Origin of the sequence: Bacteroides sp. 51 (assembly GCF_010500965.1) — a bacterium.
Classification (GTDB): Bacteria; Bacteroidota; Bacteroidia; order Bacteroidales; family Bacteroidaceae; genus Bacteroides.
Genome location: NZ_QVMI01000008.1, coordinates 95,372 through 118,397, shown reverse-complemented (window position 1 = coordinate 118,397; position 23,026 = coordinate 95,372). Strand labels below are relative to the sequence as shown.

16 protein-coding genes and 1 pseudogene are annotated in these 23,026 nt (G+C 41.1%); 16 read left to right on the top strand and 1 reads right to left on the bottom strand.

Going from position 1 to position 23,026, the window contains the following annotated elements; all coding sequences use genetic code 11:
* The 11 genes and pseudogenes from D0T87_RS24195 to D0T87_RS08395 all read left to right on the top strand — a co-directional run.
* Window positions 1-187: pseudogene (locus tag D0T87_RS24195) on the top strand (IS66 family transposase); the annotation flags it as partial.
* A gap of 99 nt (window positions 188-286) precedes the next feature.
* Window positions 287-1,117, top strand: coding sequence for a hypothetical protein (locus tag D0T87_RS08440; protein WP_163174686.1), 831 nt, complete (start codon window positions 287-289; stop codon window positions 1,115-1,117).
* A 20-nt stretch (window positions 1,118-1,137) separates the two neighbouring features.
* Window positions 1,138-1,977 (top strand): glycosyltransferase, encoded by an 840-nt coding sequence (locus D0T87_RS08435; RefSeq protein ID WP_203558641.1) that lies wholly within the window; start codon window positions 1,138-1,140, stop codon window positions 1,975-1,977.
* On the top strand, window positions 1,974-2,411 hold the full coding sequence (locus D0T87_RS08430; protein ID WP_163174685.1) for an adenylyltransferase/cytidyltransferase family protein: 438 nt from the start codon (window positions 1,974-1,976) through the stop codon (window positions 2,409-2,411). Before D0T87_RS08435 ends, D0T87_RS08430 begins: the two co-directional genes overlap by 4 nt.
* On the top strand, window positions 2,383-3,588 hold the full coding sequence (locus D0T87_RS08425; protein ID WP_163174684.1) for a Coenzyme F420 hydrogenase/dehydrogenase, beta subunit C-terminal domain: 1,206 nt from the start codon (window positions 2,383-2,385) through the stop codon (window positions 3,586-3,588). Before D0T87_RS08430 ends, D0T87_RS08425 begins: the two co-directional genes overlap by 29 nt.
* Window positions 3,581-4,462: a phosphorylcholine transferase LicD gene (locus tag D0T87_RS08420; RefSeq protein WP_163174683.1), complete on the top strand. Its 882-nt coding sequence runs from the start codon at window positions 3,581-3,583 to the stop codon at window positions 4,460-4,462. Before D0T87_RS08425 ends, D0T87_RS08420 begins: the two co-directional genes overlap by 8 nt.
* A 3-nt stretch (window positions 4,463-4,465) precedes the next feature.
* Window positions 4,466-5,056, top strand: a complete 591-nt coding sequence (locus D0T87_RS08415) for a sugar transferase (RefSeq protein ID WP_163174682.1) — start codon at window positions 4,466-4,468, stop codon at window positions 5,054-5,056.
* A 188-nt stretch (window positions 5,057-5,244) separates the two neighbouring features.
* Window positions 5,245-6,372 (top strand): DegT/DnrJ/EryC1/StrS aminotransferase family protein, encoded by a 1,128-nt coding sequence (locus D0T87_RS08410; protein WP_163174681.1) that lies wholly within the window; start codon window positions 5,245-5,247, stop codon window positions 6,370-6,372.
* Between the two features lie 187 nt (window positions 6,373-6,559).
* Window positions 6,560-6,784: a DUF3791 domain-containing protein gene (locus D0T87_RS08405; RefSeq protein ID WP_163174680.1), complete on the top strand. Its 225-nt coding sequence runs from the start codon at window positions 6,560-6,562 to the stop codon at window positions 6,782-6,784.
* A 20-nt stretch (window positions 6,785-6,804) separates the two neighbouring features.
* A complete protein-coding gene (locus tag D0T87_RS08400; protein WP_239063561.1) occupies window positions 6,805-7,260 on the top strand; it encodes a DUF3990 domain-containing protein in 456 nt (151 codons plus the stop codon).
* The gene (locus D0T87_RS08395; protein WP_163174678.1) at window positions 7,257-7,478 is read left to right on the top strand and encodes a hypothetical protein; all 222 of its coding nucleotides are present in this window, start codon (window positions 7,257-7,259) and stop codon (window positions 7,476-7,478) included. Before D0T87_RS08400 ends, D0T87_RS08395 begins: the two co-directional genes overlap by 4 nt.
* Before the next feature lie 44 nt (window positions 7,479-7,522).
* On the opposite strand, the gene D0T87_RS08390 is transcribed toward D0T87_RS08395, so the two are convergent.
* On the bottom strand, window positions 7,523-8,329 hold the full coding sequence (locus tag D0T87_RS08390; RefSeq protein ID WP_163174677.1) for a hypothetical protein: 807 nt from the start codon (window positions 8,327-8,329) through the stop codon (window positions 7,523-7,525).
* Window positions 8,330-8,658: 329 nt separating this feature from the next.
* Here D0T87_RS08390 and D0T87_RS08385 point away from each other — a divergent pair, with 329 nt between their 5' ends.
* The 5 genes from D0T87_RS08385 to D0T87_RS08365 all read left to right on the top strand — a co-directional run bounded on the left by D0T87_RS08385 (window position 8,659) and on the right by D0T87_RS08365 (window position 22,982).
* Window positions 8,659-11,925 carry a glycosyl hydrolase gene (locus tag D0T87_RS08385; protein WP_163174676.1) on the top strand — a complete coding sequence of 1,089 codons (3,267 nt, stop codon included), beginning with the start codon at window positions 8,659-8,661 and terminating at the stop codon, window positions 11,923-11,925.
* 16 nt (window positions 11,926-11,941) lie between these two features.
* Entirely contained in the window at window positions 11,942-13,363 is a 1,422-nt protein-coding gene (locus D0T87_RS08380; RefSeq protein ID WP_163174696.1) for a sialate O-acetylesterase, read from the top strand.
* Between the two features lie 96 nt (window positions 13,364-13,459).
* Window positions 13,460-15,691 carry a DUF5703 domain-containing protein gene (locus tag D0T87_RS08375; protein WP_163174675.1) on the top strand — a complete coding sequence of 744 codons (2,232 nt, stop codon included), beginning with the start codon at window positions 13,460-13,462 and terminating at the stop codon, window positions 15,689-15,691.
* A 3-nt stretch (window positions 15,692-15,694) separates the two neighbouring features.
* The gene (locus D0T87_RS08370; protein ID WP_163174674.1) at window positions 15,695-18,379 is read left to right on the top strand and encodes a glycoside hydrolase family 2 protein; all 2,685 of its coding nucleotides are present in this window, start codon (window positions 15,695-15,697) and stop codon (window positions 18,377-18,379) included.
* A gap of 196 nt (window positions 18,380-18,575) precedes the next feature.
* On the top strand, window positions 18,576-22,982 hold the full coding sequence (locus tag D0T87_RS08365; protein ID WP_163174673.1) for a two-component regulator propeller domain-containing protein: 4,407 nt from the start codon (window positions 18,576-18,578) through the stop codon (window positions 22,980-22,982).
* Window positions 22,983-23,026 lie beyond the last annotated feature (44 nt).

Below are 23,026 nucleotides of genomic sequence, written 5' to 3'. Positions count from 1 at the left end.
GTTTTTTTGCAGTACGGGTGGTGCTTTAAACTCGGCAATTTACAATACGTTCATTGAGACCTGTAAGCAGGTTGGTGTTTCTTTTAGAGACTATTTCCGGCAGTTAATGCAAGAATTGTTTTCGGGAAGAACTGATTATGAGAATTTACTTCCACAGACTATTGGTCTGAATTTGAATAAAAAATAATAAAAACATAGTTCCAAGATCTTGGCGGGTGCCTTTAGGCATCCTCCCTGAGGGGGTATATCAGGTTTTGGACGCTTACTTTTAAATAATGTTTCATGTATGAAAAATGTGGATTGGAAAATTTATCAAAAAGCTTTGATTCCAAAATCTTTCCCTCATGAAGTGAAAATTCTAAAGAATGAAGTGAAGGTAATATTAAAAGAAAGTGGATGTTATTTTGCACGATATACGACAGATTTTGATTACGGAAAAGTTGGGCAGTGGTATTTTGTTGTGAAAGATACATCTTTGGATGTAAACTCAATGAAATCGAAACATCGTTCAATGGTAATGAAGGGGATTAGAAGTTTTGATGTGAAAATTATCGATCCTATTAATTTCAAGGAGCAGTTGTACTTTGTTTTGAATGAAAGCTTGTCGGTCTATCCAGAAAAATATCGAAAACATTATTCAAAAAAGCAGTTTGATGATATTGTTGATGAGTGGGATAAAAACAACTATGACTGCTTTGGTGCATTTGATAAAGAAACAGGAGAGTTGGGTGGATATGCTTTAACTTGTAAAGATAGTAAATTTGCAGAACTTTTAGTGGTAAAAACTATACCATCCCTTCAAAGAAAACAAATTAATGCTGCAATAGTTTGTGAAATCTGTAACGTATATATGGGTGATGGTGGTGTGAAGATGATTAATGCTGGTGAGCGAAACATTCGTCATGAGACAAATTATCAAGACTATTTGTTGAAGTACTTTGGCTTTAGATATGCTTATTGTAAGCTGAATGTAGTCTATGCTCCCCAAGTCAAATTTATAGTAAATTGCTTGTATCCGTTTCGTTCAATAATACAGAAAATATCTAAGATTAATGGGTTTGTTTATAATGTGTCTTGTGTACTTAAACAAGAAGAGATAAGGAGATCTTTTGTATAATTCCTCACAGTTTAATAGAAATGCTAATTCCTTCGTTTTCTGTATGCATGTCAGTTTATCATAAAGATAAGGCTGAAGATTTTAAATCAGCACTTGATAGTGTTATCAATCAAACATTTCCTCCTACTGAACTAGTAATTGTTGTAGATGGTCCAGTACCCTTTGAAATAGAGAATGTATTGAGCGAGTTGTGTGTTCAAGCCTTAGATATTAAAATTATTCGACTTGCCCAAAACCAAGGCCATGCAGTTGCGCGACAAACAGGTCTTGAACATGCTACTTATGATTTGGTTGCAATTATGGATAGTGATGATATTGCAGTGCCTGTTCGTTTTGAAAAACAAGTAAAAAAATTTTTGCAAGATAAGACTTTGAGTGTGTTAGGAGGACAGATTTGTGAGTTCAATGAGCAGGTAGATAATTTAATCGGCATACGCAATGTACCTGTAGAGCACAATGAAATAACAACTTATTTGCGTTCTAGATGTCCAATGAACCAGATGACTGTTATGATGAAAAAGGCTGATGTGCTAGCCGTAGGAGGGTACCTCCATTGGTTTTGTAATGAAGATTATTATTTGTGGATAAGAATGTTTAAAGCTGGGTATAAGTTTGCTAATCTAGATGAGTGCCTTGTCTATGTTAGAGTGAATCTAGCTCTTTACTCTCGGCGTGGTGGTTATAACTACTTTAAAAGTGAAGCTTCATTGCAAAAATATATGCTTGATAATAACATTATAGGTATGTATAAATATTTAGTCAATATTGGTGTTCGCTTCATTGTGCAAGTGATTTTGCCCAATAGAGTACGTGGATACATTTATAGTACTTTTTTTAGAAAATCAAATAGTGCATCATGAAAAAATATAAAATTGGTTATACCTCAGGAGTATTTGATCTCTTTCATATAGGTCATTTAAATATATTAAGAAGGGCAAAGGAGAGGTGCGATTATTTAATTGTTGGTGTAAGTACTGACGAATTAGTTCGGGATTATAAAAATAAAATCCCGATTATTCCTTTTAGCGAAAGATCGGAAATTGTTGCTAGTTGTAGATATGTAGATAAAGTAGTACCACAAACTAGTATGGATAAAATGATAGTATGGGAAGATGTAAAATTTGATGTTATGTTTCATGGAGATGAATGGAAACATACGCCCCTCTACAATAAGTATATTGAAGAGTTTGCGAAAGTTGGTGTTGAAATAGTGTTCCTACCCCATACTAAGGGTATTTGTTCTACAGACTTAACAAAAAAAATCAATGAGTCAGAAAAAACTGATAATAGATAACAATTGTTGTGGGTGTTATGCATGTTTGGATATTTGTCCTCAAAAATGCATAACAATGAAAGAGGATGAAGAAGGCTTTAACTACCCCAGTATAAATAACACAAAATGTATTGAATGCGGTAAGTGTGTAAGTACATGCCCTAATACTAACATTGAATTAAGCAGTAGGCTTCCTTATAGCACATACGCTGCCATTGCTAACAACGATTCTATTCATAAGAGTGGATCTTCCGGAGGGGTGTTCTCTCTTCTTGCTGATTATATTATTAAAAATGGCGGAAAAGTATGGGGAGCAGCATTTGATTCAAATCTTCAATTGAAACACACTTCTGCTGTCGAAAAAGAAGATATAAGCAAACTTTGTAGATCCAAATATATTCAAAGTAGTCTACAAGGGGTATATAAAGCAATAAAGTTGGATTTATCTAATAATGTATTTACTTTATTTGTAGGGACACCTTGTCAATGCAGTGCGTTGAGAAATTTTTTAAAGAAAGAATATAGTAATCTGTTAATTGTTGATTTTGTTTGTCATGGTGTTCCTTCACAAAGTTTGTTTAACTCATCGTTAAAATGGTTTGAAAAAAAGAAAAACTGTACAGTTACAGATTTTGTTTTTAGACATAAATCAGACAAGGGAAAGCATTTACATGCGTACAAAATTGAATATACAAAAAAAGGCAAGAAGAGAAAAACAGAGGGACTTCATTATGACTTTCCTTATTATTTTGGATTTCAGAAATATGTTACACTCCGTCCCTCATGTTATACTTGCAAATATACAAGTGGTAAAAGATGCGGTGATCTAACACTTGGTGATTTTTGGGGAATAGAAAAGCATTGGGAAGGTATAAATGCTCACAAAGGCGTTTCAATGATACTTTCAAACACTGATAAAGGCGAAAATATTATTAATAAGTTAGCACCTAAATTACAGATGAAAGAAATACCGTTTGATATTGCGCAAAGATATAATACTTGTTTGAACAGCCCTGCTCCTAAAAAGGCCGAGAGAGACTTATTCTTCAAAGCACTTAAAACAGAAACTTTCGATAGAGTAGTTGATTTGTATTTGCGTCCCAAACGAAAATGGGTTTTTAAAGTCTATTATATGCTACCTACTATGCTCAGACGTATTGTTAGAAAAAGAATGGAAGGGAAAATGAAATATGAGTAATTGGTTAATGCGAGATAATATTGAAGATGACTACAACTTAAAAGAACTTCAAAATGTCATCTTGAATATAATGGGATACATTGATTTTTTTTGCCATAAATACAACATAAATTATTGTTTAATGGGTGGGTCTATGCTGGGTGCAAAACGTCATAAAGGATTTATTCCTTGGGATGATGATTTGGATATATTTATGACCCCAAGCAATTATGAGAAATTTCGTGATTTGTTCCAAACTTATGGTGATAAAGAAAGATTTTATCTTCAAGAATGGGGTGCCTCAGAAGGAATGATTACTATAGCCAAAGTGCGTTTGAATCATTCATCATATATTGAGCTAGATCTAAAAAAATGGAAAATTCATCAAGGGATATTTGTTGATATCTTCATATTACATTCATGTCCTAACAATAGGGTGAAAAGATATATACAATACGCTTGGGCTAAATATATAATATTAAAAGGATTGTGTAATAGAAGCTATTCTCGAAAAAAAGGAGGAGTTGCTTTGGTTTTGAAAATCATGAGACTTTTTCCGAAAAGATTCTTGTTGAAGACCGGGTTGAAACAAGTCTATAAATATAGAGCGCAAGAAAGTGATTTCTACTGTAATTATTTAGGAAAAGCACGTCTTAAAAATGGTACTTATAAAAAGAAGTATTTCGAATCATCAGTAAAAGCGCCCTTTGAGACAATACATTTACATGTACCAATAGGCATAGAGAGCTTTTTAACTGATCGATTTGGCGATTATATGAAAGTACCATCAAAGGAGAGAATAAAATATGAACAACATGCCGAGGCATGGAGTTTAAACGATTTTCCCACATATTCTCCTATTAATAATTATCCAGACGAAAAATACCTCATCTAAGTTATGACCTTTAAATACATTTTTGATAAACTGTTCAGCTTTTTGGGATTGATAATTCTTTTTCCCTTATTACTATTGATATATTTTCTCATTTTGATAAAAATGCCTAAAGGACCTGTTTTCTTTAAGCAAAAAAGAATAGGAAAACACGGCAACATATTCACCATGTACAAATTTCGATCTATGTTGGTATCCCATTCAGGAAGTTCTGTCTCTGTGAAAGGAGAAAGTCGTATAACACCTTTCGGGGCTTTCTTGAGAAAATATAAACTGGATGAATTGCCTGAGCTTTGGAATGTCCTTAAAGGTGATATGAGTATTGTTGGACCACGACCAGATGTGCCTGGATATGCAGACAGATTAGAGGGGAGTGACCGTAGAATGCTATTACTAAAACCTGGAATCACGGGGCCGGCTAGTTTGAAGTATCGTAACGAGGAAGAATTGCTGGCTGAGCAGAATGATCCACAGAGATATAATGATGAAGTGTTATTTCCTGATAAGGTAAGGATCAATATTGCGTATTTGGATAATTGGTCGTTTTGGTATGATATCAAGATTATTATTTATACAGTATTAGGTAGGGATTTGTGAATAATTCTTCTTTCTTCTATCTTTTTACTTAAGGTCACTCCTTGCTGTTTTACGCACAAATAATGAAACAATTAAAACTTTGCTTGACGATAATAAAAGAACTAATCATTTTCCTGACTATCCCATATTATGTTCGTCGGAAGTCACGAGGAAGTTGATAAGATGTAAGATAATTAAGACTTATAACAATGAATAACCGTATTTGGCTCTCCCTGGCTCACATGGGAGAGCATGAACAAGAATTTATAAAAGAGGCTTTTGACACTAATTGGGTCGTACCCTTAGGACCTAATGTAAATGGTTTTGAAAAAGATCTTTCTGACTATTTAGGAGATAATCGGCATGTTGTAGCTTTAAGCTCCGGAACTGCTGCGATTCATTTAGGGCTTGTCCTTTTAGGCGTAGGAGTGGGTGATGAGGTGATTTGTCAAAGCTTTACTTTTGCAGCATCTGCCAATCCGATAATGTATCTGGGAGCAAAACCGGTGTTTGTAGATAGTGAGAAAGATACCTGGAATATGGATCCGGTTTTACTTGAAGAAGCTATTAAAGATCGCTTACGGAAAACGGGTAAGTTACCTAAAGCTATTATTCCGGTACATCTTTATGGCATGCCGGCAAAGATGGATAAGATTATGGGGGTAGCTAATCGGTATGATATCCCTGTTCTGGAAGATGCGGCGGAAGCTATTGGCTCCGAACTGAATGGAAAAAGATGTGGCACATTTGGCGAATTGGGGGTATTATCCTTTAACGGGAATAAGATGATTACGACTTCCGGTGGTGGGGCCTTGGTTTGCAGGACAGAAGAAGAAGCTGGGCGGACGATGTTCTTTGCTACTCAGGCACGTGATATTGCGCCATATTATCAACATTCGCATATTGGATACAATTACCGGATGAGCAATATTTGTGCGGGCATTGGCCGGGGACAGATGTTTGTTCTTGATGAACACATAGCCCGAAGAAGAGCTATTCATGAATTATACAGTGATTTATTGAAAGATGTAGTAGGGATTACTGTGATGCAGAATCCATCTAATGAATACAAATCAAATTTCTGGTTGACGTGTATTCTTGTAGATCCTCAACTCGCTGGGCAGACTCGTGAGGATATTCGTTTGTCTATGGAGCAAAACAATATAGAAACGCGTCCATTGTGGAAGCCGATGCATCTTCAACCGGTATTTGCGGATGCTCCTGCTTATGTGAACGGAACAAGTGAACATTTGTTTGATATTGGACTTTGTTTACCTTCCGGGCCAACACTGACAGATGAGGATATTAGACGTGTGGTGGAGGTTATAAAATCATAGAAACGTAACGCTAATAATAGTGGTATTATATATAAAGCCGGAATCTTCAGTAGAGGATTCCGGCTTTCTTGATTTGTATCCAGGAGGTTTTGGTATTATAAAACCAGAATGAATTTGTATTTGTTTATCACAATGTGTTATATTTGTATTGTGATATACTTATATTAAGAGAAACATAAATTTTAATATGGACAATAAATTAGATAATAAAATCACTTATATCAATTATTGCATCAATGCGTTTGCTGATAAATATGAATTGTCTTCCAAAGAGGCATATTCATATTTGAGACGCTTTAAAGGTTTGGAGTTTTTAGATAAATGTTATGAAGCAGAACATTTATTGTCTATTCGTGATGCTGTGAAAGATTTAGTGACAATCTGCAAGAGTAATGGGGGGGAAATAGGATGATATTATATCATGGCTCAAATATGGAGATTAACTCTATAGATCTGTTACAATGTCAAGTTGGTAAAGATTTTGGATGTGGTTTTTATTTAACTGATTTTGAAGCACAAGCTAAAGATATGGCTGTACGAAGAGTAAAGCTAGCAAGAAAAGGAACGCCGGTTGTTACATCATATTTTTTTGATGAAACTCTCTTGAATGATGGAACTTTATCAGTGAAGAGATTTGAAATACCAACAGAAGAATGGGCTCTCTTTATTTTAGCAAATAGAAATAATGAAGAGCGTAAAAATAATCATGTATACGATGTGGTTATTGGGCCTGTTGCTGATGATGGAGTAGCTTTTCAACTAGAGCGGTATGAGCAGGGATTGATAGAGCTTGATATTTTAGTCAAAGAACTTACGTATCGAAAGCTTAATAATCAATACTTTTTTGGAACAGAAAAAGCAATATTAAAACTGAATAAACGATTATGAGCAAGGAGGAACGTTTTTTAATTCAATCCAGAGTGCAGAAACTTGTGTCTTTTCTTATGCGGGATTTTAAGTTATCCTTATTAGATGCTTTTGCTACTGTGTACAACTCTGAACTGTATGATCGTTTGGTGGATACCGAAACCGGATTATATTATGAAAGTTCGACTCATGTGTATAGTTATCTGAAGAATGAAATAAAAAGAGGAAAAATAGATTAACACTATTCTTTCTCCTATTGTACCCATATTGGTGTAAATGTGCTTTACGGCTTATCCTTTACCAGAATTGTATTCGAATCCATGTCGTACAGCATATCCCTGTCTTCTGAAATGACTATAAGTTCTTCCAGGTCATACAGTGGACCATACAGCATGAATGTACAAATATCTGTAGCCGATATCAATGGATTGGATGAAGTATGGGTGTGCATAATCTGAGTGATATTCCTACTGTTTTGTCCAATCTCAATGGGAATCAGTTCGGTATGAAACTTTCGCCACTTTTCGATGTTTCCATAATCGTCGGTTATAAACAGGTAGTCGTTTCCAAAAGGAATGATGTTGGGCTGGGAGGTGCCTGTCAGGATGTATAGTTTATATTTCTTTTCAAAAGGGAGAAGTATAAAATTCAGACTGAATCCCTCTGGTACCTGAATGTCGTATTCTTCCTTTCCGAGTTGATTCATAATACGCTCACGCATATAGATCAGTTTTTTCTCGTATGGAGACAATGGCCTTTCCTCAAACTGGGTGAAGTCGGGGGTGTCATAGTCTGTAATAAATGTATATTCGGCCACGCACTTTTCGAGATTCTTTCCTAGAATGATGGTTTTAATGGACTTTCCGGTTTGATACGTCAGGTAGCTTTCGAATTTACTTCTAATCAAAGGATCGCTATAGGCCATGTCGTAGGCCACCCAGGTGGCTTTTTCGTAGTAATATAATAAATTGCCTTCCACCAGGATAGAATCTAGCTTGGTTTTTAACTGCCTGCCGGTCAGTGGTGTGTTTTGACTAACTGCTACGACCTGCAAGGAGAATAAGAAGATTAAAATGTAGATGAATCTCATGGAGCTTTATTTAACAGGGGATAAAAATAAGGATAAAATTTGAAGCGGCAAGGTACAAATTACTTTTTCGTCCGTCTATCTTTTTAGTAATACTTACATTAATGATTGTTTAATATGGGGCGACGGTATTCATTGCGTACAATCTCTTTATTCGTAAAGTGCAGATATACACTCTACACTTCGTTATAGATAAAGAACTTTAATGCAACTACAATAATCCACACTACTTTTCTGCTTACCGCTCTATCGTTTCTTTTGATTTCAGCATTAGTTTTATTAATTTAGAGTACAAAATGTCACATTATCCGTCTCTAAGAACTAGAATGAATATGAAAAGATACATTATACAGCTACCATTCCGTTTGGTCTTTGCGCTTAGCCTTGTTTTGGTTCTGATGGGGCAAGGAGTAAGCGCGCAAACGTCTTTATACCAACAGTTTCAAAACCCTTCGGGCGAGGCTAAACCTTTTACGCTGTGGTACTGGATGTTCGGTGCAAGTTCAAAGGAAGCACTTACGGCCGATCTGGAAGCCATGAAAGAAATTGGCTTAGGCGGCGCTTATATGGTACATATTAAAACGCCCGAACAGGGTCCTGCTTATCCGAATCCTGCTCCTCAACTCACGCCCCAGTGGTGGGAGAATGTGAAACATGCAATAAACGAGGCTGACCGCTTGGATTTGAAACTGGGTATGCATATTTGCGATGGATTTGCCTTGGCTGGTGGACCCTGGATTACTCCCGCAGAGTCGATGCAAAAGATTGTCTTTACCGACACTATCGTTCAGGGTGGCTATATCTATAAATTGGAACTTGATCAACCGGAAACCCGTGAGGAATATTACAAAGACATTGCTCTGTTGGCCTATCCCATTCCGCAAGGTGTTTATCCGGAAATGGAGCAACGTGCCCGTCCGGTGATTACCTATTCCAAAGAAATTGAATATTCCGACGGATTCTACCGGGCGCGGTCCACTGCCATTGATCCTAAATCAGATGGTGCGTGGATTCAGTATGCATTCGAAGAGCCTTATACCTGTCGCAACATTGAGATAGATAAGATTGCAAATAACTATCAGTCGCAAAACCTTAAGGTGATGGCCAGCGATGACGGAGTGAATTTCCGGTTAGTCAAACGACTGGTTCCTGCCCGGCAAGGTTGGCAGGATTATGATTTTAATAATACCCATGCCATTCCTCCCACTACAGCCCGTTACTTCCGCTTCTACTGGAATCCGGCAGGCTCTGATCCCGGATCGGAAGATATGAATGATGCCAAATGGAAACCTAACCTGAAATTAGGTAAAATCTGGCTACATACCGAACCTCGCCTGAATCAATGGGAAGGAAAAGCAGGCTATGTATGGCGCGTTGCTCCGGCTACTTCACCCTTGGAATTAAGTGATTCCGACTGCATTCGCAAAGAAGATATCATCGATCTTACCTCGCACATGAGGAATGGAGTGTTAACCACCACACTGCCACAGGGCATAACCTGGAAAATCGTTCGTATCGGGCACACATCTACCGGGCATACCAATGCTACGGGCGGAGCAGGGAAGGGCTTGGAGTGTGATAAATTCAGCAGAGCCGCCGTAAAGAAACAGATTGATAATTGGTTTGGCGCCGTACATCGCAATACAGATGAGGAAGTCACCCGCCGCACGCTTAAATATCTTTATATCGACAGTTGGGAGTGCGGAACCCAGAACTGGAGCCGGAATTTTGCTGAAGAATTTAAGAACCGTCGCGGATACGACCTGATGCCCTACCTGCTGTTGTATGCCGGCATTCCCGTTGATCGTGTGACTACTTCCGAGGATGTATTGCGCGATGTGCGTACAACAATGGGCGAACTGGTCACCGATGTCTTCTATGAAGTAATGGCCGAAGCTGCCAAAGAATACGAATGTGAGTTTACGGCCGAATGTGTGGCGCCCACTATGATTACGGATGGTATGATGCACTATAAGAAAGTCGATTTACCGATGGGCGAATTCTGGTTCAACAGTCCCACTCACGATAAATTCAACGACATGCTCGATGCTATCAGCGGCGGACGAATTTACGGGAAAAACATTATTCAAGCCGAAGGGTTCACACAAGTACGCGGTACGTGGGATGAACACCCGGGAATGCTGAAAAGTATGCTCGATCGCAATTATGCCCTGGGAATCAACCGGCTGGTATATCACGTCATGGTGCACAATCCTTTTATGGATCGTAAACCGGGTATGACGCTCGATGGCATCGGAATCTTTTTTCAGCGCGACCAAACCTGGTGGCCTAACGGTGCAAAAGCATTTACAGATTACGCCGCCCGTTGCCAAACGCTTCTGCAATATGGTCATCCGGTGGTGGATATCGGTGTGTTTACAGGAGGAGAAATGCCTCGCCGGGCAATACTTCCCGAGCGTTTAGTCCCCTCGTTGCCCGGATTGTTCGGCCCCCAAAAGGTTGAGCGCGAACGACAACGTCTGGCAAACGTCGATCTGCCCGTTCGCAGTATTGTCGGAGTCAGCCAGTCGGCCAATATGACCGTTCCCGAAGATTGGGTGAACCCCCTGCGTGGATATGCCTACGACTCGTTCAATCAGGATGTCTTACTGAATCGTTCCACTGTTCAGGATGGCCGTATGGTACTGCCGGGAGGTGCATCATATAAGGTGGTAGTACTTCCGTTGCCTCGCCCGATGAGTCCCGATCTTCGTCCGCTTTCGGATGAGGTACTGGCCAAAATAGAAGAGTTACGCAAGGGGGGAGTTATCATTCCTACACTGCCGTACAAAGCCGAAGACTTTGCTGCGTATCAACTGGAACGCGATGTGATTGTTCCTGCCCATATTGCATGGACGCATCGCAGTGGCGAAGAAGCGGATATTTACTTCATAGCCAACCAAAAAGATAAGAAAGTGAGCTTTAATGCTTCATTACGCATCGACAACGGTCAGCCCCAACTCTGGAACCCGGTTACAGGAGAAATTACCATTCCCGCCAGTTGGAATCAGGACGGCAAACGCACCACTGTACCTTTAACGCTGGATGCCAGCGAGTCTGTTTTTGTTGTGTTCATGAAAGAGAATATTCAGCTGTTAGAGGCAGATAATAAAGAACTGAAAAAAAACATTCCGCTGGAGGTTAAATCCTGGCAGGTTGATTTTCCCGCAATAGAACGGAGCGTTACGAAAGAACAGCTTTTCGACTGGAGCAACGAAGCAGATGACGCAATAAAATATTATTCGGGCACGGCTACGTACACCACAACTTTCAAATGGAAGGGTAGGGTTAAAGGTGATGTTTACCTCGCCCTGGGCGAAGTGGCCAATGTAGCAACCGTTCGTGTAAATGGTATAGATTGCGGAACGGTATGGACCGCTCCTTATCGTGCCGATATCACTCATGCTTTGAAGAAAGGCAAGAATCAACTGGAAATTATAGTCGCAAATACCTGGGCAAATGCACTGAATGGCCTAGACAATGGCAAGGCTCCATTTGAAGGAATCTGGACGAACGGAAAGTACCGGCGATCGGATAAAGCATTATTACCAGCTGGCTTGTTGGGACCATTAGAGTTAATGAATTATGAAAGTAAATAAAGAAATGAATAACCTGATGAAACAAAGATTAACTACTATCCTATTATTAGCTGTAGTTGTTTCTCTTCCGGCTATTGCCGAAGTTAAGCTGCCTACCTTCTTCTCCGATGGCATGGTGATGCAGCAACAAACCCAAGCCAACCTCTGGGGAACGGCAACCCCGCGCAAACAAGTAACCGTTGACCCGGGATGGGACAATAAGACATATACAACCACCGCCGATGCACAAGGAAACTGGAAACTATCTGTTCCCACTCCTGCTGCCGGTGGTCCATATACGATCACCATCAGCGATGGTAAAGAGCTTATCTTGAACAACATTCTGATTGGCGAGCTTTGGATCTGCTCCGGACAGAGCAATATGGAGATGCCCATGAAAGGCTTCAAGAATCAACCGATTGATAACTCCAATATGGATGTTCTGAGGAGCAAGAACCCCAACCTCCGTCTGTTCACCGCGAAACGCACCTCGACCCTGAAGCCACAGCATGATGTCGTTGGCCAGTGGAACGAAGCCACCCCGGCCAGTGTCTATGAGTTCAGTGCAACGGCTTACTACTTTGGCCGCCTTGTACAAGAAATAACAGACGTTCCTGTGGGGCTTATCGTTATTGCCTGGGGTGGTTCGGCAGCCGAGGCCTGGATGACCGGGGAATGGCTCAAGGCATTTCCTGATGCAAAAATACCGCGTACCGAAGAAGATATAAAATCAAAGAACCGCACGCCAACTGTATTATATAATGGAATGCTACATCCCCTGATCGGCATCAGTATGCGTGGTGTCATCTGGTATCAGGGCGAAGACAATTATAACCGCGCCCATACATACGCCGATATGTTTACAGCGTTAGTAAACGGATGGCGTTCGGAGTGGAAGCAAGGTGACTTCCCTTTTTATTATTGCCAGATTGCTCCTTATGATTACGGCATTATAACCGAACCGGGCAAAGAAGTCATCAACTCTGCTTACCTGCGCGAAGCACAGATGCAAGCCGAGCATCGGCTTACTAACACGGGGATGGCTGTCTTGCTGGATGTCGGCATGGAAAAAGGAATTCATCCGACTCAGAAACAAATTGCCGGAGAGCGTTTGGCTTTTCTGGCGCTCAACAAAACCTACGGCATTGAAGGCGTAGAAGGAGATAGTCCTTATTATAAATCAATGGAGATACAGGGTGACACCGCAATCATCACCTTTGAACGTTCGCTCATGTGGCTGAACGCCAAAGATGGTGAGTCGAAGTTGTTCACCATTGCCGGCGAGGATAAAGTATTTTATCCGGCCAGGGCATGGATATCGCGAAGCAAAGTCCACGTAAAAAGTGATAAGGTGCAACATCCTGTTGCTGTGCGTTACGCGTTCGAAAACTATGTGAAGGGAGATTTATATGGCGGTAACGGCCTGCCCGTATCTTCTTTTCGCACAGACAACTGGTAGCGGTGAGGCAAGGCGCCTAAGTTTTCAATACCGCTTGTTGTTGAAACTAGAGGACTTGAGGTGGTAGGTACTCCAAAACAATTAAAAGTAATTAAAGTGAAGAGATTTTTTCTTGTATTTATAGTGTTAGTTGGCGTGTCGGCTCTTCGGAGCCAGCATGCTCCTTCTGTTATTTGGAATACCCTCAGTAAAAACTCTTCCGAGTCCATGCCATGTGGCGGCGGAGATATCGGCATGAATGTCTGGGTAGAAAACGGCGATCTGTTATTCTACATTAGTCGTAGCGGGACATTTGACGAACACAACTGCATGCTAAAACAGGGACGCATACGTCTGCGTCTTTCTCCAAATCCATTCACGGATAATAATGACTTCCGACAGGAACTCAAACTCAACGACGGATATGTTGAAATTGCCGCCGGAGGAATAACTATTCAACTTTGGGCAGATGTTTTTCAGCCTGTTGTCCATCTCGAACTCAATAGTCGCACGCCGGTAACGGCCGATGTTTATTACGAAAACTGGCGCTATCAGGACCGGATTATCCGCAAAGGCGAAGGTCAGCAGAACTCCTACAAATGGGCGCCGCCGAAAGACAGCTATACCGCAAAAGACCACGTTAAAGTAGAGGGAAACAGTGTCGTATTCTATCACCGCAACCCGGAGGAAACCGTTTTTGACGTTGTCGTTGCCCAGCAAGGCATGGAAGCTGTGAAATCGCAAATGATGAACCCGCTGTCCAACCTTACTTTCGGCGGTAAACTCTGGGGAGAATACCTCAAATACATCGGTACGTCCGATGACGCATATGCCGGAACCGATTACCGCGCATGGCAATTCCGCACGCTCAAGCCTGTACGAAAGGAACATATCCGTATTGCACTTCATTCCGAACAAACACCGGACATCGACACCTGGCACGCTGGTCTGAATGCTACTATTGCGCGCATATCTGCGAAGGATAAAAAGCAATCGCGCATGTGGTGGAATGATTTCTGGCAACGCAGCTACATACAAGCATCAGGCAAAGCCGAAGAAATAACCCGCAACTATACGCTCTTCCGTTACATGCTGGGCTGCAACGCCTATGGCAGCGCACCGACCAAATTTAATGGCGGACTATTCACTTTTGACCCCTGTTTTGTGGACGAAAAACAAGCCTTTACTCCCGATTACCGTAAATGGGGTGGTGGTACTATGACCGCCCAGAATCAACGCCTCGTTTACTGGTCTATGCTCAAAAGTGGCGACTCCGATATGATGCCGGCGCAGTTCGACTTCTACAACCGGATGCTTCGTAATGCCGAACTACGCTCTGAAACATACTGGGGGCATAAAGGCGCCTGCTTTGCCGAACAGATTGAGAACTTTGGTTTGCCCAATCCGGCGGAATACGGATTCAAACGTCCCGAATGGTTCGATAAAGGCCTGGAATATAATGCATGGCTTGAGTATGAATGGGATACGGTGCTCGAATTCTGCCAAATGATTCTTGAAACCCGCAACTACAACCACGCAGATATCACTTCCTATCTACCCCTGATAGAGAGCTGCCTGACTTTCTTTGATGAGCACTATCGCTATCGCGCCTCGCGACGCGGTCGTAAAGACCTCGACGGCGATGGACACCTGGTTTTGTTCCCCGGTTCGGCATGCGAAACATACAAAATGACCAACAACGCTTCGAGCACCATCGCAGCCCTGCGCACAGTTCTCGAAACCTATGGGCAAAAGCCTGAGATGCTGAAAACCATTCCTCCAATGCCATTCCGTATGATAGATGGTAAGGAAATGATTTCTCCCGCCAAAACCTGGGAACGCATCAATAACGTTGAAACTCCACAGCTCTATCCGGTTTATCCCTGGCGTATCTATGGCGTTGGAAAAGACAGCCTGGATATAGCCCGCAATACTTATCTTTACGATCCCGATGCTCTTAAATTCCGTTCCCATACCGGGTGGAAACAAGATAACATCTGGGCAGCCTGTATGGGTCTGACCAATGAAGCTGTACGCCTGGCCAAATTAAAGTTAGCCGATGGTCCGCACCGCTTTCCGGCTTTCTGGGGCCCCGGATATGATTGGACACCCGATCATAATCATGGAGGCAGCGGAATGATTGGCTTACAGGAAATGCTTCTGCAAACCAATGGCGATAAAATCTACCTGTTTCCGGCATGGCCGTTGGAGTGGGATGTACGTTTTAAACTTCATGCCCTCGGTCAGACCATTATAGAGGCCGAACTTAAGGGTGGGGAAGTTACGGTTCTGAAAGTAACTCCCGAATCCCGTAGACAGGACATTGAAATAATCAATAAAACCCCATAATTTATGAAGAAGTATCTGTTTATACTCCTACTTATTCTTACTCCCTCATTATTGTCGGCAGAAACATCGCGTATAGAATCGAAGATCAATACTGTTCAAACGTCCGTTGCCGGTTTTATCCCTTTGTCCGGAAGCGGCCGGCAGATTTATAACTTCAATCCCGGATGGCGCTATTATAAAGGTGATCTGCAAGGAGCTGAAGCTGTGAATTTCGATGATTCGGCATGGGAAATCGTATCGACACCGCATACCGTTGAGCTTATGCCCGCCGAAGGTAGCGGATGCCGTAATTATCAAGGTCCGGCATGGTACCGTAAACGTTTTGTCGTACCTGCCGAAACCAAAGGGAAAGCTGTTACGATCCATTTTGAAGCCGTTATGGGTAAACAAATCGTCTTTCTGAACGGTAAAAAGATCATGGAACATCTTGGTGGGTATCTGCCTTTCACTATAAACCTCACGGAAAATGGTTGCCAGCCCGGTGATAACTGTCTGATAGCTGTATTTGCCGACAATAGCGATGATAAAAATTATCCGCCGGGCAAACGTCAGTACACTCTCGACTTCGCCTATCATGGAGGCATCTACCGGGATGTTTGGATGATCGCCAAATCTCCTGTTGCCATTACCGATGCTGTAGAAGCAGATAAAGTTGCAGGTGGTGGTGTCTTTGTACACTATAATAATATCAGCAGTAGAAGTGCAAACGTATATATTGATACGGATATAAAGAACAGTAGCAAACAGTCCCAAACCGTTACTGTAGAAACTACCCTGACGGATGCCGAAGGAATAGTTATTAAACGCGTATCCGGTAAATTGACTCTAGTTCCCGGACAGTCTAAACCCGTGAGCCAACAGGTTATCATAAAGAATCCCAAACTTTGGTCGCCTGAGACTCCTTATCTGTATCATGTCGAGTCCCGTATTAAATCCGGTAAAGAAACATTGGATGGCGGGATTACCCGTATCGGTATTCGCAAAGCCGAGTTCAAAGGGAAAGACGGTTTCTGGCTAAATGATAAGCCTTACGGCCAACTGGTGGGAACCAATCGGCATCAGGATTTTGCATATGTAGGCAATGCCGCTCCTAACTCGCAACAATGGCGTGATGCTAAACGTTTACACGACGCCGGTTGCCGGATTATCCGTGTGGCGCACTATCCAATGGACCCTTCGTTTATGGATGCCTGCGATGAACTGGGAATGTTTGTTATAGTAGCCACTCCGGGTTGGCAGTATTGGAATAAAGACCCTGAATTTGCACGTCTTGTGCATCGGAATACCCGTGAAATGATTCGCCGTGATCGCAATCACCCCTCTGTACTGATGTGGGAACCCATCCTGAACGAAACCAGTTATCCATTGGAATTCGCATTGGAAGCCTTGCAAATCACAAAGGACGAATTTCCATATCCCGGACGCCCCGTAGCTGCTGCCGATGTACACTCTGCCGGCGTGAAGGACAATTATGATGTGGTTTATGGTTGGCCCGGCGATGATGCAAAAGGAGTAGCCGAACAGAACATCTTTACCCGTGAGTTTGGCGAGAAGGTAGATGACTGGTATGCGCATAACAATAACAACCGAGCCAGTCGCAGTTGGGGCGAGCGCCCGCAATTGGTTCAGGCACTTTCTTTAGCCAACAGTTACGATGAAATGTACCACACCAGTGGTGGATTTATCGGTGGTACGCAATGGCATGCATTCGACCATCAACGTGGTTATCATCCCGATCCGTACTGGGGAGGTCTGTTTGATGCTTTCCGTCAGCCCAAATATGCTTATTATATGTTCAAAAGTCAGACAGGTGGCAAAGTGCCACAGTCTGGTTTAGTTAATACTGATCAACTGTCTCATACCGCATGGAAACCTGGATGCAGCGCCTCGCTGCCGATGGTGTACGTAGCTCATGAGATGTCAGCTTTCTCGGATAGTGATGTCATTGTGTTCAGCAACTGCGACTCCGTTCGTTTATCAGCTTATGATGGTACTAAAACGTGGATTAAACCTGTAGTTCATGCTAAGGGTCATATGCCGAATCCTCCTGTTATCTTTGAAAACGTTTGGGATTTCTGGGAAGCCCGCGAGTATAGCTATATACAAAAGAACTGGCAAAAAGTAAACTTTGTTGTGGAAGGTATTATCAATGGTAAAGTGGTTTGTACTGAAAAGAAAATGCCATCCCGTCGTTCTACCAAACTACGCTTATACGTTGACCGGTTAGGTAAAGAATTAGTTGCCGATGGTTCTGACTTTATTGTAGTTGTAGTCGAGGTTACGGATGATAGTGGAAATGTACGTCGCCTGGCTAAAGATAATATCGTATTTACTATAGAAGGAGAAGGTGAGATTATTGGCGATGAACACATCGGAGCAAATCCACGTGCCGTAGAGTTTGGTTCTGCACCGGTATTGATCCGTTCTACCCGTAATGCTGGAAAGATCAAAGTCAAAGCCCGCGTGCAATTTGAAGGAACACTTGCTCCAACTCCGGCAGAAATTGAATTTGAAAGTATTCCAGCCGATTTACCTTTTTGCTTTGTGGAACAGGATAGAAAAGCAACACCTACGGTTGCAACTCAATCCAATGAAAGCTCTAATAAAACCGTTTTGACAGAAGAAGAAAAGGACAAAATGTTGATTGAGGTAGAGCGTCAACAAACAGAATTCGGTGCAAAACAATAAAGTAATTCTATATCAGTTTTTAATAAAAAGTTGTAGGTGGCAGACGGCAAGGGTTAGGTTAGTGGGTTTATATGGTAAATCAATCCGTCTGCTACCTCTTCTTTTTAATAATTTCACAGTGGCACGTTGTTGTACTATTATTTTTTGGCTATCTTTGACTTTAATCAGGCTAAGTCATCTGATGCACTAATTAACCATGAAAAAACACTTTGCACTTTTATTCTTTTTACTCGTTTCTTTTCGGCTTTTAGCGGAACCTAATATTATTGTCGAACATTACAGCGTAGAGCAAGGATTGCCCAATAATATTGTGAACTGTTCACTGAAAGGGAGCGATGGTTTCATGTGGTTTGGCACCTGGTACGGATTATGTAGTTTCGATGGTAGTAGGTTCAAAACCTATAATAACCGGGAAGGCTCCTATTCTGATATTCCTCCACGTAAGATACAAAGCATTGTAGAAGATAAAAATGGATTTTTATGGATCAAGACCATCGACCGCAAACTATATATCTTTGATAAACACTACGAACGCTTCCATGCCGTATATGATGATGTGAAGGACTATTCCGGAAATACACAGATCATTAAGATCCAGAATACTCCGGATGGAGAAGTCCTATTGTTGACCAAAGACAAAAACCTGTTGCGCGCTTATTCTACCCCGGACGGAAAGATCGAAATTAAACTTCTGCATGATGCCAGTGGTGATATTACGCCCCATGATTCCCGTCTTAAATATAATGTCTTCGTAGAAACGGCCGAATATATCAGTTGGATAGGTCAGGACTATAAGATATTCTCGTGCCGTAAGGGAGAAGAATTACGGGATAAACCTGCCGATTTTATCTGGCGTAAAATAGCGACCACTTCCAATGAAGTGTTTACTTGTGCTTATGAAACCCCTGAACTGATATGGTTGGGAGATAAAAACGGAGAGTTTTATAGTATCAACCTGCAATCGGGAACAGTAAATAAATACAATTTGCTTGGTATCTCGGAGGCTATTCAGAATATTCTTGTTACCCCATCCGGTATAGCTTGTATATCTGTTAAGAATCAGGGAGTTTATGAATATGATCTTGGCTATAAGCAACTACAGAAGTTGTCTATAGATCTTAAAACATCAACCGTATTAAACTCATTTGTCGACAAATACGATAAGGTTTGGTTTGTAGAAAATGAAACCGCTTTGTTTTACTATGATCCGTTAAACAAAACATCCAAACGTTTTCAGTTTGCTCCAGGACCATCTATCGGTTCGTTTGAATATCAGGATGCGGGTGAACAAGGAATTTTCTTTTTATCACCTGCTGGGGAAATATTGATGTTTGATCGCGAAGAATTAACTATGATAGCGATAAACGAGCTAAAACCATTCTCTGATATTATGCAGAATCAGCGATTCTTCGATCAAATGATTGATGAAGAGGGTATTCTATGGCTAACCTCAACAGCTATGGGGGTTTATAGGGTCAACTTCCCCAAAAAACAATTCAAACTCTTTGAACCCCAATTGTTCTCTGACCAGAAAATTATTGAAAACAGAGGAGTAAGAGGGTTATTTCAAGCCAGGAATGGAGATATCTGGATTGGTACGCGTTGGTCTGAACTTTACAGGCTGAATAGTAATGGACAATTGAAACAAACGTTCTCTCCGGGTCATTCTTTTATTGGCAATGTGTACCATGTAATGGAAGACAATAAAGGGAATCTTTGGTTTTCGACAAAAGGTAACGGACTGGTAAAAGCACAACCGGACATCCTTTCGCCTGAGGGATTCCGCTTTACCCGTTTCACAAATGATGTAAACGTACTTTCTACCATTAATAATAATGACGTTTATTTTACCTGTCAGGATAGTAAAGGTCGGATATGGGTCGGACTGATGGGAGGTGGATTGAACTTGGTTTCGGAAGAAGCCGGGGAAATCACTTTCAAAAATAAATATAATGGATTTAAGCATTATCCTCCTTATGGGCTTTATATGGAAGTCCGTAGCATTGCCGAGGATGAGAATGGTCGTATATGGGTTGGAACCACTGATGGGTTAATGTCGTTTGATGGTAACTTTAATTCTCCGGAAGAAATTGTGTTCGAAACCTATCGCGAACAAAGTGCCAGCTCCAATATTGCCGACAATGATATCTATGTTCTGTATAAAGATGCAGATTCTCAAATCTGGGTCAGTGTTTTCGGAGGTGGATTAAATAAATTGATAAAATACGACGATGTTCTGCGTAGGCCTATATTTAAGACGTATGGTATGCGTGAAGGATTAAATACCGATGTGATCGTTTCCATTGTCGAAGATGATAAGAAAAACCTGTGGCTGGCTACAGAAAGCGGCTTATCTCGTTTTGATAAGAAAACCGAGCACTTCCGTAATTATGATAAGTATGATGGTTTCCTGAATATAACGATGGAAGAGGGTTCAGCGTTAAGAACCTTGAATAACGATCTTTGGCTGGGTTGCCGGGAAGGTATTCTGGTTTTTAATCCGGAAAAGCTCGAATCGTTTAATATGGACTATCAGACGTATATTGTCGACTTCAAAATATCGAATAAAGAACTGTGGAACTTTAAGGATAATCCGATTATTCAAGAATCTATTAAATATGCCGAAGCCATTACGCTGAAGTACGACCAGTCAATGTTTGCTATAGAGTTTACAGCACTCAATTATTTCAATCCTAACCGGGTTTCTTATAAATATATATTGGAAGGATATGAAAAAGAGTGGCATTTCAATGGTAAGAATCGTATAGCATCCTATACCAACGTGCCGCCGGGAAAATATATATTCCGTATACAAAGTGTTGATGAAGCGGACCCCGAGCGACTATCTGAACGGACATTGCAAATAACTATTCTTCCACCATGGTGGAAGAGTTGGTGGGCATATTGTATTTATATTATTTTAGGTGCAGTATTACTCTTCTTCGGTATTCGTTTGGCGTTATTACTCATGAAAATGAAGAATGATATTTATATCGAGCAGAAACTATCTGAACTAAAAATAAAGTTCTTTACGAATATTTCTCATGAGCTACGTACTCCTCTGACTCTGATCAAGGGTCCAATACAAGAATTGAAAGATAAAGAAAAGCTTTCTCCTAAAGGATTACAATATGTTGATTTGATGGAGAAAAACACTGATCAGATGTTGCAGCTGGTGAATCAGATACTCGACTTCCGCAAGATACAGAATGGTAAAATGCGCCTGCATGTGTCGAAAATGAACCTTAATGTCATGATGAATTCTTTCCATAAAGAGTTCCAGATATTGGCAGAAGAAAACGAGATCGACTATGCTTTCCATCTGACGGATGAACCGATTATGCTTTGGGCGGATAAAGAGAGATTGGGTATTGTGGTTAGAAATGTAATATCCAATGCCTTTAAATTCACACCATCCGGCGGTCGTATTTTTGTCAGCATAGGGATTACGGATGACGGGAAGAAATGCTATATCCGCGTTGAAGACTCTGGTGTAGGTATTGAACAAAGTAAGTTGAGTGAGATATTCGAACGTTTCTCTCAGGCTGAAAATGCTCGTGGAGCATATTATCAGGGTACGGGTATCGGTTTGGCTTTGTCTAAAGAGATTATGAGTTTGCATCATGGCTCCATTATTGCCGAAAGCCAACAACAGAAGGGTGCCGCCTTTGTAATTGAACTATTGTTAGGTAAAAATCACTATAAATCTTCTGAAGTAGATTTCTATGTGAGTGATAATGATAAAATAGCGGAGGAGCATTCCCATACGGAAACTTCCGGTGCGGTTGAGCAAACCGATGAAGATTATGCTGATTCGTCATTGCCTACTTTGCTCTTGGTAGAGGATAATAAAGACCTTGCAAGCTTGGTAAAGTTACAATTGGAAGATAAGTTCAATGTATATACCGCAAATAATGGGGTAGAAGGGCTAAAGAAAGTACATTTATATCATCCTGATATTGTAGTAACCGATCAGATGATGCCGGAAATGGATGGGATTGAGATGCTGCAACATATTCGTAAAGATTTCCAGATCAGTCATATCCCTGTGATTATTCTGACGGCTAAGAATGATGATGAAGCAAAAACAAATGCTATTAGCCAGGGAGCTAATGCGTATATTACCAAGCCGTTCAGCAAGGATTATCTTATTGCACGGGTGGAACAGTTGTTACGAGAACGTAAGTTGTTCCGTGAACGGGTATGGCAGCAACAGGAAAACCAGGAAACGGATAGTTACGAACAATACCTGGTGAAGAAGGATGTTCAGTTACTGGATAAAATCCATAAAGTAATTGAAGAGAATATGGATAATTGCGATTTTAATATTGATACCATTGCATCTTCAATCGGTTTAAGTCGTTCCGCTTTCTTTAAAAAACTGAAAAGTTTAACCGGACTGGCACCTGTGGATCTGGTAAAGGAAATACGTCTGAATAAATCTATTGAGCTACTTAAAAATACCGATATGAGTATTTCCGAAGTGGCTTATGCCGTAGGATTTAAAGATTCGGGTTATTACAGCAAATGCTTCCGAAAGAAGTATAATCAGACGCCGAGGGAATATATGAACGAATGGAGAGGTGGTCTGGTTACAAAATAATTTCTGAATCGTCTATTTAGTAGTTAGAAGTCAGGAGTTAGTAG